The 15,352-nt window shown below is 43.1% G+C and carries 17 protein-coding genes; 5 read left to right on the forward strand and 12 right to left on the reverse strand.

The genetic code is table 11. The features are described 5' to 3' along the window. Positions 1-2 precede the first annotated feature (2 nt). The 12 genes from rlmM to hemA form a co-directional block, all read right to left on the reverse strand. Positions 3-1,088, reverse strand: a complete 1,086-nt coding sequence (gene rlmM / locus D0907_RS10365; RefSeq protein ID WP_065979332.1) for a 23S rRNA (cytidine(2498)-2'-O)-methyltransferase RlmM — start codon at positions 1,086-1,088, stop codon at positions 3-5. 9 nt (positions 1,089-1,097) lie between these two features. Further along, entirely contained in the window at positions 1,098-1,466 is a 369-nt protein-coding gene (locus D0907_RS10370) for a DUF423 domain-containing protein (protein ID WP_036967443.1), read from the reverse strand. Then, on the reverse strand, positions 1,463-2,107 hold the full coding sequence (locus D0907_RS10375) for an alpha/beta family hydrolase (RefSeq protein WP_036967440.1): 645 nt from the start codon (positions 2,105-2,107) through the stop codon (positions 1,463-1,465). The genes D0907_RS10370 and D0907_RS10375 overlap by 4 nt, the downstream gene beginning before the upstream one ends. A 1-nt stretch (position 2,108) precedes the next feature. Beyond that, the gene (locus D0907_RS10380; RefSeq protein WP_036967434.1) at positions 2,109-3,005 is read right to left on the reverse strand and encodes a transcriptional regulator GcvA; all 897 of its coding nucleotides are present in this window, start codon (positions 3,003-3,005) and stop codon (positions 2,109-2,111) included. A gap of 113 nt (positions 3,006-3,118) precedes the next feature. Next, positions 3,119-3,973 carry a 3-deoxy-8-phosphooctulonate synthase gene (kdsA, locus tag D0907_RS10385; protein WP_036967432.1) on the reverse strand — a complete coding sequence of 285 codons (855 nt, stop codon included), beginning with the start codon at positions 3,971-3,973 and terminating at the stop codon, positions 3,119-3,121. Between the two features lie 10 nt (positions 3,974-3,983). Further along, complete coding sequence (locus D0907_RS10390) at positions 3,984-5,237, reverse strand: DUF819 family protein (RefSeq protein WP_036967429.1); 1,254 nt, start codon at positions 5,235-5,237, stop codon at positions 3,984-3,986. A gap of 15 nt (positions 5,238-5,252) precedes the next feature. Continuing rightward, a complete protein-coding gene (locus tag D0907_RS10395; RefSeq protein ID WP_036967428.1) occupies positions 5,253-6,080 on the reverse strand; it encodes a tetratricopeptide repeat protein in 828 nt (275 codons plus the stop codon). Between the two features lie 128 nt (positions 6,081-6,208). Further along, positions 6,209-6,583 carry a SirB2 family protein gene (locus D0907_RS10400; RefSeq protein WP_036967427.1) on the reverse strand — a complete coding sequence of 125 codons (375 nt, stop codon included), beginning with the start codon at positions 6,581-6,583 and terminating at the stop codon, positions 6,209-6,211. Between the two features lie 21 nt (positions 6,584-6,604). Continuing rightward, complete coding sequence (locus D0907_RS10405) at positions 6,605-8,143, reverse strand: DUF3369 domain-containing protein (RefSeq protein WP_065979336.1); 1,539 nt, start codon at positions 8,141-8,143, stop codon at positions 6,605-6,607. Positions 8,144-8,188: 45 nt separating this feature from the next. After that, on the reverse strand, positions 8,189-9,031 hold the full coding sequence (prmC, locus tag D0907_RS10410) for a peptide chain release factor N(5)-glutamine methyltransferase (protein ID WP_065979337.1): 843 nt from the start codon (positions 9,029-9,031) through the stop codon (positions 8,189-8,191). 2 nt (positions 9,032-9,033) lie between these two features. Continuing rightward, complete coding sequence (gene prfA, locus D0907_RS10415; protein ID WP_036967416.1) at positions 9,034-10,119, reverse strand: peptide chain release factor 1; 1,086 nt, start codon at positions 10,117-10,119, stop codon at positions 9,034-9,036. 7 nt (positions 10,120-10,126) lie between these two features. Further along, entirely contained in the window at positions 10,127-11,383 is a 1,257-nt protein-coding gene (hemA, locus tag D0907_RS10420) for a glutamyl-tRNA reductase (protein WP_036967413.1), read from the reverse strand. A gap of 83 nt (positions 11,384-11,466) precedes the next feature. Here hemA and lolB point away from each other — a divergent pair, with 83 nt between their 5' ends. From lolB to pth, 5 genes are all read left to right on the forward strand, one after another. Then, positions 11,467-12,054, forward strand: coding sequence for a lipoprotein insertase outer membrane protein LolB (lolB, locus tag D0907_RS10425; protein ID WP_036967410.1), 588 nt, complete (start codon positions 11,467-11,469; stop codon positions 12,052-12,054). A gap of 2 nt (positions 12,055-12,056) precedes the next feature. Then, on the forward strand, positions 12,057-12,923 hold the full coding sequence (ispE, locus tag D0907_RS10430; protein WP_036967407.1) for a 4-(cytidine 5'-diphospho)-2-C-methyl-D-erythritol kinase: 867 nt from the start codon (positions 12,057-12,059) through the stop codon (positions 12,921-12,923). 85 nt (positions 12,924-13,008) lie between these two features. Next, on the forward strand, positions 13,009-13,956 hold the full coding sequence (locus D0907_RS10435; protein ID WP_036967404.1) for a ribose-phosphate pyrophosphokinase: 948 nt from the start codon (positions 13,009-13,011) through the stop codon (positions 13,954-13,956). A 150-nt stretch (positions 13,957-14,106) separates the two neighbouring features. Then, positions 14,107-14,715 carry a 50S ribosomal protein L25/general stress protein Ctc gene (locus tag D0907_RS10440; RefSeq protein WP_036967397.1) on the forward strand — a complete coding sequence of 203 codons (609 nt, stop codon included), beginning with the start codon at positions 14,107-14,109 and terminating at the stop codon, positions 14,713-14,715. 19 nt (positions 14,716-14,734) lie between these two features. Further along, complete coding sequence (gene pth, locus D0907_RS10445) at positions 14,735-15,319, forward strand: aminoacyl-tRNA hydrolase (protein ID WP_036967395.1); 585 nt, start codon at positions 14,735-14,737, stop codon at positions 15,317-15,319. Positions 15,320-15,352: the final 33 nt, after the last annotated feature.

Consider the following 15,352-nt stretch of genomic DNA (forward strand, 5'->3'; position numbering starts at 1 on the left):
ATTTAACTGTATAGGCTTTGCGGCACCTTTGTGACATTTAAATGAACCGTAACCTCTTCACGGTCATGGTATAAATGTTTTGCCTGAAGCTCATAACTAACGCCGTATTTTTCAAGCTCTTCCTTAATCATCTTTAAACATTCATAAACACTGTCGAAGCGTTTTTTCATTGGCAGTTTAAGATTAAAAATAAGCTCTTTTGCGTATGCATTCACGGCCCAATCAATCATAAGATTAGTAACTTTTGCTGGCTTTTCCACCATATCACATACTAACCAATGAATATTTCGCTTTTCAGGACGGTATTTAAAGCCATCAACACGGAAATGTTTTACTTGTCCGGTTTCCATTAAATCATCGTTCATTGGGCCGTTATCTATGGCACTAACAAACATACCACGACGAACCAATTGGTATGTCCAACCACCCGGACACGCCCCTAAATCAACGCCTCGCATTCCTGGCTGCAAACGGTCTTCGGCTTCATGAGGCGGAATAAACACATTAAACGCTTCATCAAGTTTAAGAGTTGAACGGCTTGGTGCGTCATTTGGCATACGCAGGCGTGGGATACCCATAAAAAATGGCGAGTTATTAAAAGTATACGAATACCCTACATACGCAGTGTCATTACTTAAAAAGAGTACATGCAGCACAGGCTTTTTATCCGCAAGTTCACGCGTAACCGTCGCGCGTTTTTCGAGGGCTTTTTTTAGCGGTGTCGAAATCTTTTTACAAAATTTAGACAACTCTTTACCTTCATTGGTATCTGGGGTTTCAACTCGTAGGTCACCACAGGATGGAAAATCAACGGTTGCATTCACAATCGCACTGACCCTGTCTTCAAGCGGCATATTATCGACTAAAGTACCGGTAAACCATTGGCGGGCAAAGACCATGTTTTTGAAATCTATTTTTTTTATGATTTCATCGCCATGGCTCGGATCAAAACATTCATAGACGACAATTCCAGTGTTCGGCTTCGTTTTTACATAGCCCGCAAACCCTTGTTCCGCAGCCTGAAAAGTGATTTCAGCGGCAGCGTCGCTTTCAAACCCACTGCGACAATAAATAACAACACTCGACATAGATAACCCTTAAAATTTATACCGTGCGGCTTGAACTAATAAAATAGTCCAACCAATAATAAAGCACACACCGCCTAGGGGTGTGATTGGACCAAGCCATTTCGCACCTGTTAATGCGAGTAAATATAGGCTGCCACTAAATAACAAAATACCGGCGATAAAAAAGCCACCAGCCCAACTTAAGTTCATTCCCCACTTAATTAAAATCGCGATGGCGATTAAGCCCAAGCCGTGCACCATTTGATATTCTGCAGCTGTTTTAAAAATACCTAATGCATAGTCCGATACGCGGCTTTTTAAACCATGCGCAGCAAACGCGCCTAGCACAACCGACAGCATGCAAAACAGACTCCCCGCGATTAAATAAAGTTTGATCATTGTGAATCTCCATCAATCAACTTAAGTATAAATTGGGCCGCAAGGTTCGCAGCGTGTTGTAAGTTATCGTCTTCAGTTAAACCACTTTTCTTACGCGGTTTTAATGAATGATCACCGTCTTTTAGCCAGCTAATTTCTGGCGGATTATTCATTTCAAGCTCGGCTAATTCTTGCTGATTACCAAAAGTATCGCGTTCACCTTGAAGTACTAAAAAGGGGCATGGCATATCGATGAAGTGATCGATACGAAGCTTATCGGGTTTTCCGGGAGGGTGAAACGGGTAGCCAAACGCAACAACACCAGCAACCTCTACAGCGTCCTCTTGTGTGCAAAGCATAGAAGCCATTCTACCGCCCATCGACTTTCCGCCAATAAATACAGGTAAATCTGGCTGACGATGCGCTAACACTTCAGCAAAATAAGCCAGCAGTTTAGGGGCACGATCTGGGGGCCTGCGTTTATTGGTCTGTTTTGCGATTTGCATATACTGAAAGTCAAATAACGCCACATCAATCTGATGCTGGCTAATTAACGTTGCCATATTTTGCATGAACGCTGAGTCACTTCCCGCCCCTGCGCCATGAGCAAATATAAACTGTGCACGGGCATCACCCGTTGCACTTTTAAACCACTGTAACATGTTAATACTCTTGTTCTTGTTCAACTAAGCTCAGCATCCAGTCTTTGAAAGAAACTATTTTCCCCAGTTCTGTTTGCGATTCGCGTATCACTAAATAATAGGCATTTTTACTTTCTAATGAGTGATTAAACGGAATCACTAAACGCCCGGCATCAATATCGGGTTTTGCTAAGACACTATTCCCAATTGCCACGCCTTGACCATGCACTGCCGCTTGGAGCACCATTGATGAGTGACTAAAAATAGGACCTTGGTTTACTTGGACATTACGCACTCCGGCTGTTTTCATCCACGTTTTCCAATTTTTACGCGTTGTGTCATGCAACAGAGTATGGTTAGCCAAATCACTCGGCTGATTTAAAGGCTTAGGCCCTGTTAGCAGCATGGGACTGCATAACGGCACAAGGTATTCTGTGTGTAACTTGTAAGTTTGTACGCCACTCCAATGACCACGACCATAGTAAATGGCAATGTCTACATCATCAGACAATGAATTTTCGTCTTGGTCTTGTGCTTTTATTCGCACATCGATTTCAGGGTGTAACTCATTAAATAAACTAAGCCTTGGCACCAACCATTGAATAGCAAAACTGGGCGTTAAACTAACCGTTAAAGACCCTTTTGCCCCGCGTGCTAATAACTTTTCAGTGGCATCAATCAGCTGAGTAAATATCTCTTTAATATCGAGAAAGTACCCTTGCCCTTCTTCCGTTAATAATAGCGAACGATTTTTACGAAGAAATAATTTAAGGCCTAAATGCTCTTCCAGCGTTTTAATTTGGTGGCTGACCGCGGCTTGTGTCACATACAGCTCTTCAGCTGCTTTGGTAAAACTCAAGTGACGCGCTGCAGCTTCGAACGCTTTTAGTGCATTTAAGGGAGGGACACGACGAGACATAAACACCAAGCTTAGAATTAGTTTTTCTTATGCGTCGATTATAGCGATACAAATAAAAAAAGGCGACCTTGGTCGCCTTTTTCGTCATTAAATACTCATTAATACTGAGTATTCTATAAATCGCTTGCGCTGGTGTCTAACGGTGCAAAGCTTTTAATTAAATCATCAACCGCTTTCATTTGTGTTAAATAACCTTCAAGCTTACTTAGTGCAAGGGCGCAAGGGCCATCACATTTTGCTTCGTTAGGGTTAGGATGCGCCTCAATAAACAGACCCGCAATACCTAATGCCATACCACTGCGAGCAAGCTCTGCCGCTTGCGCACGACGACCATCAGCCGAATCAGCACGGCCACCCGGGCGTTGTAACGCATGCGTTGCATCAAAAATAACCGGAGCCATTGGCTTCATGTCATCCATACCGAGCATATCAACAACAAGGTTATTGTAACCAAAACTTGTACCACGCTCACACAGCGCCACATTATTGTTGCCTGCTTCATTAAATTTCTTAATGATATGACGCATTTCGTGCGGTGCTAAAAACTGTGGTTTTTTCACGTTAATAATTGCGCCTGTTTTCGCCATCGCGACAACTAAATCAGTTTGGCGTGCTAAGAAAGCAGGTAATTGAATAACATCAACTACCTCTGCCACTGGCGCAGCTTGGTGTGGCTCATGCACGTCGGTGATGAGTGGCACGTTAAACGTTGTTTTAATTTCTTCGAAGATTCTTAACCCTTCTTCCATCCCCGGGCCACGATAAGAGTTAATTGATGAGCGATTTGCTTTATCAAATGACGCTTTAAAAACATATGGGATATTTAGCTTCGAGGTTACTTCGACGTAGTGCTCAGCAATGCGCATTGCTAGGTCGCGAGACTCAAGCACGTTCATACCACCAAACAACACAAAGGGTTTGTCGTTCGCTAATTCAATCTCGTTGATTTTAATTAACTGGTTGTTCATTTTTTATTCCTTAAGGTGCAACAGCTTGCAGCATTAATCCACAAATATATGCCATATAGGTTCCGACACCATAGCCCAAAACTGCCAGTAAAACACCAACAGGGGCAAGTGATGGATGAAACGCTGAGGCAACTACGGGCGCTGATGCTGCCCCGCCTACATTCGCTTGAGACCCAACGGCCATATAAAATAAAGGCGCTTTAATTAATTTCGCTACAATCAGCATTAAGCTTGCGTGTGTTAACATCCAGATCACACCCAAAACAAAGTACATTGGCGAATCAAAAATAGCCGTAATATTCATGTGAAGACCAATTGATGCCACCAAAATATATAAGAAGCTTGAAGCCACTTTTGATGCACCAAATGCTTCGATATGACGTACTTTAGTAAACGATAAGCTAATCCCGATTGTCGTCGAAATTACAATTAGCCAAAAGAACTTACTGTTTAAACTATATTCTTGTGCCCATGGGAAGTTAGCGCCAAAATACGGCCCTAAAAAGTCCGCACAAAAATGCGCCAAGCCCGTTATACCAAAGGCAATCGCAATAATGGTCATGTAATCATTAAGTGTTGGCATACGTGCATGTTCAGCATGATAGGCTTCAACACGCTCTTTAAGCTCTTCAATTGCACGGGTGTCTGCCCCCGTTTTGGCATCAATGGCTTTGTGATTAGCAGCCATCAGTAACAGTACAGCCATCCATAAGTTAGCCACAATGACATCAACCGTTACCATTGCCGAGAAAATATCCCCACCAACTTCAAACATTTCTTTCATTGAGGCCTGATTAGCGCCCCCGCCTATCCAGCTACCTGCGATAGTTGTCATACCGCGCCAAACCGCATCGGGGCCATGACCACCAACGGCTTCAGGGTAGACCGCGCTCATCACTAAAATCGCTAACGGGCCCCCAATCACAATCCCCATGGTACCGGTTAAGAACATGATTAACGCTTTCGGACCAAGGTTTAAAATGGCTTTTAAATCAATGCTAATGGTTAACAGAATTAAACAAGCCGGTAATAAGTAGCGAGATGCTACAAAATAAACATTCGACGAGTGACCATCAACAATCCCAAAAGTATTTAATAACGAGGGTAAAAAGTAGCACAGCAGGAGTGCGGGTACATATTTATAAAATTTTCGGCATGCCGCATTATTACTGTGTGAGGTTTTAAAGATAAACCCCAAAATAACGGCAAGCAAACCAAGTACGACTGCGTCATTGGTAATAAGCGCACTGTGGGCGTCAGTCATAAATGTTCCTTTAATTTAGTGGTGTGTATTATTGTTATCTTCGATTTCAGCAATTTGATGCTGAATAATCTCTATGGCCGGATCATCTGGGCATTCATTAATAAAATACTGCAAATCGTCACGGGCCATTTTAGGGCAATCTAATTGATTAAGCAGGTACCCTCGGTCACGGCGTTCATAGGGGTCATCACCGAGTAGTTCCATTAACATGTCAACGCAATGAAGGGCATGACCAAACTTGCTCTCGCTGATAAACGACCACTTTTGCTGTGCTAAATACAGCTTATAAAGCTCTTCTTCAAAAATTAGCTCAAGTGGTTCTTGTTCATCACCATTCTCTTCACAGGCATTTTCGGGGGTAATATACCAACTTTGCTGGCCCGTACTTGGCTCAATTAAATAGCCCTCTTCTTCGCTTATTGCGACATGAATATGAACTTCACCTTGACTTAAAGTCACTGTGGCATCAAATTCAGCGTGCTGTAATAAGTGACAAAGTAATATCGCCAGTGTGGTTTGTGTACCACTACGCATCGTAATGGTGTAGCTAAAGCTGTTTAACGTGTACTCAGGCACTTTTAGGCTTGAGGCACTGAACAACCATTGCTGATAAAAGGTATCAAGAAGTTTATCTAGACGCTCGTGTGGCTCTTTAAATTCAGTACAAAGTGCTGATACGGTATCTTCAAACTCATTTAATGTGTCATAACAAGCAGTTAAATCTACCTGTGTGTCCCACGTTAATTCAGCATCGATACAACGATAAAGCACGTTTGAAGAAAATGCGTCAAAGGCCTCATCTTGATAGGATTCATTGTGATCTTCAAACCAAGGGGTGGTCATTTATACTGCAACATCTCTTTCGAAAACGAGATGCTAGTTTACCTACTTTTAGCGTCAGTTGCCAATCTTGAAAAGAGAAAGTGAGCAGCGGTATAACGGTTAACAGTCGATATACCGCGTTTCAATGTTTACAGGATAAAAGCGTTCTTTGCAGAGGCGAGATACCCAATCGCAAGTAAAATGAAGGTTGTCACAACAAGTAAAATGACACGTGCCGATTGTGAGCTTTGTCTGGCTGCAACAATTCCTAAAGCGATATAGGCAATCACTAAAATAATTTTTTCAAGCAACCACGACTGCTCTAGCGGGTTAAACCCAGCCATTACAATCAATGCAATAGCAGAAACCAACAACAACGTGTCGATACTATGACTGCCAATAAAAACGATTTTATTCTTTGCTAATGTGGCTGTTTTTAATCGCGAAAAAGAGCGAACGTAAAATAAAATGATACTCAACACAGCGAGTAACATGTGAGTGTGTTTAACTGCTAAATAATCCATATGCCTCAATTCTAATTGTCATTAATCTGGGTAACGTACAAGTACGTCTTCTATTTCTTTAATGCGTTGATTAAACACATCTATTAACTTTGGATCAAACTGTTTTCCTTGCTGAGCGTTTATCTCTTTTACAACATCTTCAAGAGACCAAGGCTCTTTGTAACAACGCTTGTGTCGTAGTGCATCAAACACGTCGGCCAGTGCAACAATGCGCCCAGCAATCGGGATATCGTCCCCTTTTAAGCCTGCAGGATAGCCTGTGCCATCCCAACGCTCATGGTGAGATAACGCAATAACAGCCCCTGTGTTAACAATATCACGTGACGAGTCTTTTAATATTCGGTGCCCCTTTTCTGCATGCTGTTTCATGATTGCCCACTCTTCATCGCTGAGTGGCCCTGGTTTATTGAGAATAGCGTCGGGTATCCCAACCTTTCCAACATCATGAAGAGGAGCTGCATGTCGAATTAATTCAGCTTCGCGCTTCGGTAATCCATAGCCCACAGCCAATTCGTAGCAAATGTGCGACACACGTTTTACATGGTTTCCTGTTTCGGTAGAGCGTTGTTCAAGCGCTTCACTTAATCTAAACACCAGTTCTTGTTGAGTTGCTTCTATTTCAGCCTGAAGCTGAACGTTTTCATAAGCAAGTTGCACGTTTTGTGAAAATATCTCGATGAGGTGGCGCTGTGTATCGGATAAGTGCTTTGGAATACCCGAAATAAACAGCATAGAATTATGATTGTATTCACTGCTGCAATACGCAAATAAGTAGTTTTCACGGTAAACGATGGTTTTTTCTCTTAGCGCTTGCTGACAAGCTTGTAGCTGCTCTTCATTGAGCACCTCTTCAATCGCTTTACCTTCGCTGCGTTCAAACTCACCTTTGCCTGAGAATACAACGAGTTTTTTCTGGTTATCGAGCGGGTTACTTGCCACCAGACTCGTAGCATACACGGCTTGCTCTACTGTTCCGAGCAATGAGGTGAGTTGTTGCATCACCCCTTCAATAAAGTGCTCTAATGAATGAGTAGAAAAAATATCACGCGATGCTTTTATAATTTTTTCAAGGCCTTGGCGTGATTGCTCTATAGATAAGATATCGCGATACGAACGCAAACTCGACATCACCACTGTAAAGAGCTTTTGTGCTGTCAGCTCTGTCTTAGATTTGTAATCGTTAATATCATAATTAACGATTACTTGTCTTTCCGGTGCCTGACCGGGTTGGCCCGTACGAAGAATAATACGAATATGATTGTTCTTTGCAGTTTCACGAATATATTTTGCAACCCGCAGGCCAGCATCATCGGTTTCCATGACTACATCGAGTAATACGATGGCTGCATCTGGGTGCTGCTCTATTAATTGCTTTGCCTCTTCACCTGAGTAAGCACTAATAAATTCAAGACGTTTGTCTTGGAATTCAAAGTCACTGAGCGCAAGCTTTGTTACGGCATGTACTTCTGGTTCGTCATCAACGACGATGACTTTCCAACTACCCTGAACCACTTCTGATACATCATCAAGTGCTTCATCCGAAAACAAAAAATCATCCATTGTTTGGGACCCTCAAAGGCTATATGCGCACAGTGTTCTGTTATTTTATTTAGGCCATTGTGCTAACGTTACACGGTCATTACCGCCAAGATCTTTAACTGTAAGTATATGGCTATACGACATTTGTGCAAAAAATTCTTGAACTTTAACACTTTGTTGGTAGCCATGTTCAATTAAAAGATAGCCATTTGTTGCTAAATAGTCACGTGCCATTGTAATTATTTGCTTAATATCAGCCATACCATCATCATCAGCCACCAAGGCTGACAAGGGCTCAAAACGCACGTCACCTTGGCTCAAATGTTCATCATCGTATTCAATGTACGGCGGGTTACTAACAATCAGATCAAACTTTTTATGGTTTACAGCGCTAAACCAATTACTTAAAGCAAAAGTGGCGTTGTTAATATTAAGTCGTTGTTGATTCTCGTTAGCAAGCGCAACGGCTTCGGGTACTCTATCAACCCCTAATACTTGCCAATTGGGCATTTCACTGGCCAGTGCAAGCGCAATTGCCCCCGTCCCTGTTCCTAAATCGAGCACATTTGAAGCATGGGGTAATTCAAGCCCCAGTGCATACTCAACCAGCGTTTCCGTATCAGGACGAGGTATCAAAGTGGTGGCATTCACCTTTAGTGGCAAACTCCAGAATTCTCTAATGCCGGTGATATGCGCGACAGGTTCACCTTGCAAGCGACGCTGGCATGCACGATTAAACTCAGCTTCTTGCTGTTCCGTTAGGTGTTTTTCAGGCCAACTAAATAAGTAACTACGGGGTTTATCGAGAATAGAAAGTAGCAGGACTTGCGCGTCTAGTTTCGCGCTGTCGCTGCTAGGCGTTAATAACGCCGTCGCAGCAATCAGTGCTTGTTCTATGCTTTGTGGCACGATTATTCATCGCCCATCGCAGCAAGTAAATCAGCTTGGTGTTCTTGCATTAGGGGCTCGATAACACAGCCTAAATCACCTGCAACAACTTCATTTAAACGATACAGTGTTAAATTAATACGGTGATCAGTAATACGACCTTGCGGGTAATTATAAGTACGAATACGCTCTGAACGGTCACCACTGCCCACTAGATTACGACGCTCTGATGCTTCAGCCGCTTGGCGTTTTTCATCTTCAGCTTGTTGTAAACGTGCACCAAGTACCGACATCGCTTTCGCACGGTTTTTATGTTGTGAACGCTCATCCTGACACTCAACGACCACACCCGTTGGAAGGTGGGTAATACGAATTGCTGAGTCAGTTTTATTTACGTGCTGACCACCGGCACCCGACGCACGGAATGTATCGACTTTAATATCTGCAGGGTTAATTTCGATAGCCTCTGCCTCAGGCACTTCTGCCATAACCGCAACGGTACACGCCGAGGTATGAACACGGCCTTGCGACTCAGTTTCTGGTACACGTTGAACACGGTGCGCCCCTGATTCAAACTTAAGCTGGCCGTACACGCCTTCACCCGAAATATGTGCGATGACTTCTTTATAGCCACCGTGCTCACCTTCGTTGGTGCTCACTATTTCGACTTTCCACTTTTTCGTTTCTGCGTAGCGGCTGTACATGCGGAATAAATCGCCCGCAAAAATAGCGGCTTCATCGCCCCCCGTGCCTGCGCGCACTTCTAAAAAGACGTTGTTATTGTCTTTCGGATCTTTTGGTAGCATTAAAATCTGAATTTCATCTTCTAATGCAATAATTTGTGCTTTTGCTTCTTTATATTCTTCTTGCGCCATTTCGCGCATCTCAGGATCAGAATCTTTTAGCATTTCTTCTGCTGCAGCGACATCATCTTGTGCTTGCTGGTACGCTAAAAACGCTTTAACAATTTCTTCTAATTCTGAATATTCTTTAGATAAGGCACGAAAGCGATTTTGATCGCTGATCACAGAGGGGTCGCTTAGCAGCGCTTGCACTTCCTCATAACGCTCGACTAAGGTTTCTAACTTTCTATAAACAGACTCTTTCATTTAACGGCTATTCCTGATCAATACCTAACATTTTCTTTAATTGACTTAACTCAGCGGCTTCACCATTTTTAGCCGCATCTTGAATAGCACGGGTAGGTGCGTGCATCAAGCGGTTGGTCAGTTTATTTGCCAACTCGAGTATCACTTTTTCTGCGTCTTTGCCTGCTTGCAGCTGGCCAAGTGCTTTTTCGACAAGTTCTGATTTAATATCTTGTACATCATTTCGATACAGACGAATAATATCGACCGAATCGAGAGAGCGCAGCCACATGACAAATTCATTGGTGCGCGCATCAATAATTATTTGCGCTTGCTGCGCCGCTTGTTCGCGCGCGGCGATATTCTCGCTCACTATCGCTTGTAAGTCATCTACTGAATACAAATAGGCCGCATCTAATTCGCCTACTTGGCTCTCAATATCCCGAGGGACAGCAATATCAATAAACAGCATGGGCTTGTGACGACGTTTTTTTAAAGCCTGCTCAACCACCCCTTTACCAATAATTGGCAAAGTACTCGCGGTAGAACTAATAACAATATCGGCATCGTGGAGACGCTCAGGTAGTTGCGCCAAAGCAATAACATCAGCGTCAACTTCGACAGCTAAACTTTTTGCACGCTCGATGGTGCGGTTTGCCACCGTGATTTTTTGCGGATCATTTTGGTATAAATGTTTAGCCACCAGTTCAATGGTCTCACCTGCCCCAATCAGCAATACGTTGGTTTTATCTAACTTACCATAAATATGCTTGGCTAAATTAACAGCAGCATAAGCCACGGATACCGCACTGGCACCAATGTCTGTCTCTGTGCGAACTTGTTTTGCTACCGAGAACGTTTTTTGAAACAAGCGGTCAAATGTCACACCAATGGCATCATGCGTTTTTGCATTATGGTAGGCTTGCTTTATTTGCCCCAAAATTTGTGGCTCACCCAATACCAAGGAATCAAGGCCGCACGACACACGCATTAAATGATTAATAGCCTGCTCGCCCTCATGATAATAGGTGTTACTGCTCAGTTCTTGTTCATCCAAACCATGGAAACTGGCTAACCAGTGCAACAGTGTTTGGGAATTACGCTCAGCAAGGCTACAATAGATTTCGGTTCGGTTGCAGGTCGAAACAATAACCGCTTCATTAAAATGCGCATGGCCACTTAATTGTTGTAACGCCTCAGACATTTGCTCAGGCGAAAACGCGACTTTTTCGCGTAATTCTACGGATGCGGTTTTGTGATTTATACCAAGTGCTACGATGGTCATATGTACCAAATATTGCTAAGCCCAGCTGTAAAGGCGTTAATTTTACCAAAAATCAGCGGAATATGGAAAGTAAGGAACGACATTTGATTAAACAATATTTGATTTTATTCATGTTTTTTTTATTTATCAGTGGTTGCGCCCAAAAAACATCAACGATTGACTACGTTTACCCTGATTGGAAAACCCGCCTTGATCACCATGCCAAGTGGCAAGTACAAGGAAAAATTGCCTTTATTAGTTCAGAGCAACGGCAATCAGCTAACGTCAATTGGCAACACGACGAGTTACACAGCGACATGATCTTAACCAGTTTTATCGGTACCCGTATTTTGTCGCTAAAGCAAAATGCATATGGCGCTGAAATTGAATACGACGGTGATGTTTACACAGACCGCGATGCCTCATTATTACTTTACCGGCTGACAGGTTTCACTATTCCGCTCGATAACGCAGCGACATGGCTCAAAGGGACCGCTGACAACGAACACACCCAATTTGACGAACTCAATCGCTTAACAAGTCTAATATGGCACGCTGAAAACGGCCAGCAATGGCAAATCACCTATTCTCATTATATAAAACAAGATGGCTATTGGCTTCCAACAAAGCTGAGCCTTAAAAACCCGCAAATTCGTATTAAAATTCAACTTAATGATTGGCAGTTTAATTAATCATGACAGAAACTTCGCACGCTCCACTCACCTTAATAGCACCCGCAAAACTAAATCTGTTTTTACATATTAATGGTCGTCGTGAGGATGGCTATCACGAACTCGAAACCCTGTTCACGTTTTTAAATTTTGGTGACGACTTAACGTTTTCACTCACCGATGACCGTAAAATTACCGTCACGGGTGACACACAAGGCATTCCTACTCACGACAACCTCATATATAAAGCCGCATTTTTATTGCAACAACATTGTCAGTGCCAGCAAGGTGTAAACATTCATTTAGTTAAACGCTTGCCTATGGGCGGCGGTGTTGGTGGTGGCTCATCAGATGCGGCAACCACCTTACTGGCACTCAATAGATTATGGAACTGTAATCTGTCATTGGCTGAATTAGCACAGCTAGGAGTCACGCTTGGCGCTGATGTGCCCGTATTTATTAATGGTCATACCGCAATTGCGCATGGCATTGGCGAGCAATTACATAATGTTGAATTAACCCCAGGTTGGTTCTGTGTTGTGCATCCTGGCGAGCATGTGAGTACGGCAGAAATCTTTACTCACCCTGATTTAAAACGCGACACAGCCAAGCTAAAAGCTGATTGGCAAACAGAAAATTTACGCAATGATTGCGAGCCTTTGGTCAAAAAGCTCTGCCCCGAGGTTGAAAAAGCCCTCCAGTGGTTGCTAAAATACGCTCCGTCAAAGATGACTGGCACGGGCGCTTGCTGCTTTGCTGAGTTTTCAACTCAGGCCGAGGCAGAACAAGTTTTAGCTCAGTTGCCAGAAAAGTGGACAGGTTTTGTAGCAACTAGTGCTACACTTTCTCCTGCTCATACAGCATTAAATGCTCACTTTGAAATGAAGTAACGTACAAGTAAATGTAAAAGTTAACCTGCTTTGGTGCCTACCAAAGCCTGTTAGTCCCAAAATTCAGTGCCTGAGGAACCCTACCGTGCCTGACATGAAGCTCTTCGCTGGTAACGCAACACCTGAGCTAGCTCAAAAAGTTGCAAAACGTTTGTATATTGAATTAGGCGATGCTGTTGTTGGCCGTTTTAGTGACGGTGAGATCAGTGTTCAAATTAATGAAAATGTTCGTGGCTCTGACGTTTTCATCGTTCAATCAACCTGTAACCCTACTAACGATAACCTAATGGAACTTATCGTTATGGTTGATGCCCTACGTCGTGCGTCTGCTGGACGTATTACTGCAGTAATCCCATACTTTGGTTACTCACGTCAAGATCGTCGCGTACGTTCTGCTCGTGTACCAATCACAGCTAAAGTCGTTGCAGATTTCCTATCAAGTGTAGGTGTTGACCGTGTTCTTACGGTTGATTTACACGCTGAACAAATTCAAGGTTTCTTCGATGTGCCGGTTGATAATGTATTCGGTAGCCCAGTGCTATTAGAAGACATGAAAGAACGCGACTTCGATGACGTTGTTGTTGTTTCACCCGATATCGGTGGTGTTGTTCGTGCTCGCGCAATCGCGAAGCTATTAAACGATACAGACCTTGCTATCATCGACAAGCGTCGTCCACAAGCTAACGTTTCACAAGTAATGCACATTATTGGTGACGTTGAAGGTCGCGACTGTATCATCGTAGATGACATGATCGACACAGGCGGGACACTGTGTAAAGCGGCAGCTGCACTTAAAGAACATGGTGCTAAGCGTGTATTTGCATACGCAACTCACCCTGTACTTTCTGGCAACGCAGCTGAAAACATCCGTGAATCGGTCATCGACGAAGTGATTGTTACTGACTCAATTCCACTGTCTGATGAGCTTAAAGCACTGGATAAAATCAAAGTGCTTACGCTTGCAGATATGCTTGCTGAAACAATTCGTCGTATCAGCAACGAAGAATCTATCTCAGCGATGTTTGAACACTAATAAACACGCAGTGATAGCCAAAAAGCACCGTCTAGGTGCTTTTTTTGTGGTCGTTATTTATTTTCCCTCAAAGTGGTGGTATGATAGCGCGCCTTTTGGCTGGGGACCTTGGTCGCAAAGGCCCTAAGACTTTTAATTTTTGGAGACATTATGTCAACTTATACATACAATGCAGAATTACGTACAGAAACAGGTACTGGTGCGAGCCGCCGCCTACGCCGTGAAGATAAAGTTCCTGCAATCCTTTACGGTGCTGACAAAGAAGCTGCATCAATCGTTCTTGCACACAAAGATATGATCAAAGCGCAAGAAGACGAAGGTTTCTACACGCACATCCTTACTTTAAACATTGGCGGTGAGTCAGTTGAAGCTATCCTTAAAGATATTCAACGTCACCCGTTCAAGCCTAAGATCACTCACTTAGACTTCCAACGTGTAGATGCTTCTCACAAACTTCACACTAAAGTGCCAGTACATTTCATCGGTGAAGAGAAAGTAACTAAAGCAGGTAACACTGTTGTTCACCAATTAACTGAAATCGAAATCACGTGTCTTCCTAAGTCACTTCCTGAGTTCGTTGAAGTTAACGTTGCTGATTTAGTTGCAGGTGATTCAATCCACCTTTCAGACCTTAAACTACCTGCAGGTGTTTCATCTGTTGAGCTAGCTAAAGGTGCAGACCACGATCAGTCAATTGTTACTGTAAAAGCTAACAAAGCTGCTCCTGCTGAAGAAGCTTCAGAAGACGCTGCAGAATAATTTTTAAGGTGTACACACCTTGAATTCTATTCAAATGCTTGTGGGCCTGGCTAATCCAGGCCCCGAATACGCAAATACACGCCATAATGCAGGTGCTTGGTTCATTGAAGAACTCGCAGCACGCTATAACTGCACACTCAAACACGATCCTAAATATCACGGCCTCACTGGCAAAGTGATCATTCAAGGCCAAGAATTTAAATTACTGATCCCAACTACTTACATGAATTTAAGTGGTAAGGCGGTGAGTAGTCTCGCTAATTTCTTTAAAATCCCTGTTGAGAACATTCTCGTAGCGCACGACGAAATGGATCTTGATCCCGGCATTGCTAAACTAAAAAAAGGTGGCGGCCACGGTGGTCACAATGGTTTAAAAGATATTATTGCGAAAATGGCAAACCAAAAAGATTTCATGCGCCTTCGTATCGGTATTGGTCATCCGGGTCACCGAGAAATGGTGACAGGCTGGGTACTTGGTAAAGCCGCTAAAGAAGATCAAGAAAAAATGGATGCCGCTATTGATGAGGCAGTTCGTTGTATGGAAATTCTTGCAAAAGATGGTGTGTTAAAAGCACAAAACAGACTACATTCATTTAAACCTTAATCCGTTTTAATGAAATTACACAAGGTATCTTAC

The organism is Pseudoalteromonas lipolytica (assembly GCF_003515105.1).
Lineage (GTDB): Bacteria > Pseudomonadota > Gammaproteobacteria > Enterobacterales > Alteromonadaceae > Pseudoalteromonas > Pseudoalteromonas lipolytica.

Coding starts and splice junctions, on each gene's coding strand:
- rlmM (WP_065979332.1), bottom strand. CDS start 1,088: ATGTCGAGTGTTGTTATTTATTGTCGCAGTGGGTTTGAAAGCGACGCT.
- D0907_RS10370 (WP_036967443.1), bottom strand. CDS start 1,466: ATGATCAAACTTTATTTAATCGCGGGGAGTCTGTTTTGCATGCTGTCG.
- D0907_RS10375 (WP_036967440.1), bottom strand. CDS start 2,107: ATGTTACAGTGGTTTAAAAGTGCAACGGGTGATGCCCGTGCACAGTTT.
- D0907_RS10380 (WP_036967434.1), bottom strand. CDS start 3,005: ATGTCTCGTCGTGTCCCTCCCTTAAATGCACTAAAAGCGTTCGAAGCT.
- kdsA (WP_036967432.1), bottom strand. CDS start 3,973: ATGAACAACCAGTTAATTAAAATCAACGAGATTGAATTAGCGAACGAC.
- D0907_RS10390 (WP_036967429.1), bottom strand. CDS start 5,237: ATGACTGACGCCCACAGTGCGCTTATTACCAATGACGCAGTCGTACTT.
- D0907_RS10395 (WP_036967428.1), bottom strand. CDS start 6,080: ATGACCACCCCTTGGTTTGAAGATCACAATGAATCCTATCAAGATGAG.
- D0907_RS10400 (WP_036967427.1), bottom strand. CDS start 6,583: ATGGATTATTTAGCAGTTAAACACACTCACATGTTACTCGCTGTGTTG.
- D0907_RS10405 (WP_065979336.1), bottom strand. CDS start 8,143: ATGGATGATTTTTTGTTTTCGGATGAAGCACTTGATGATGTATCAGAA.
- prfA (WP_036967416.1), bottom strand. CDS start 10,119: ATGAAAGAGTCTGTTTATAGAAAGTTAGAAACCTTAGTCGAGCGTTAT.
- hemA (WP_036967413.1), bottom strand. CDS start 11,383: ATGACCATCGTAGCACTTGGTATAAATCACAAAACCGCATCCGTAGAA.
- ispE (WP_036967407.1), top strand. CDS start 12,057: ATGACAGAAACTTCGCACGCTCCACTCACCTTAATAGCACCCGCAAAA.
- D0907_RS10440 (WP_036967397.1), top strand. CDS start 14,107: ATGTCAACTTATACATACAATGCAGAATTACGTACAGAAACAGGTACT.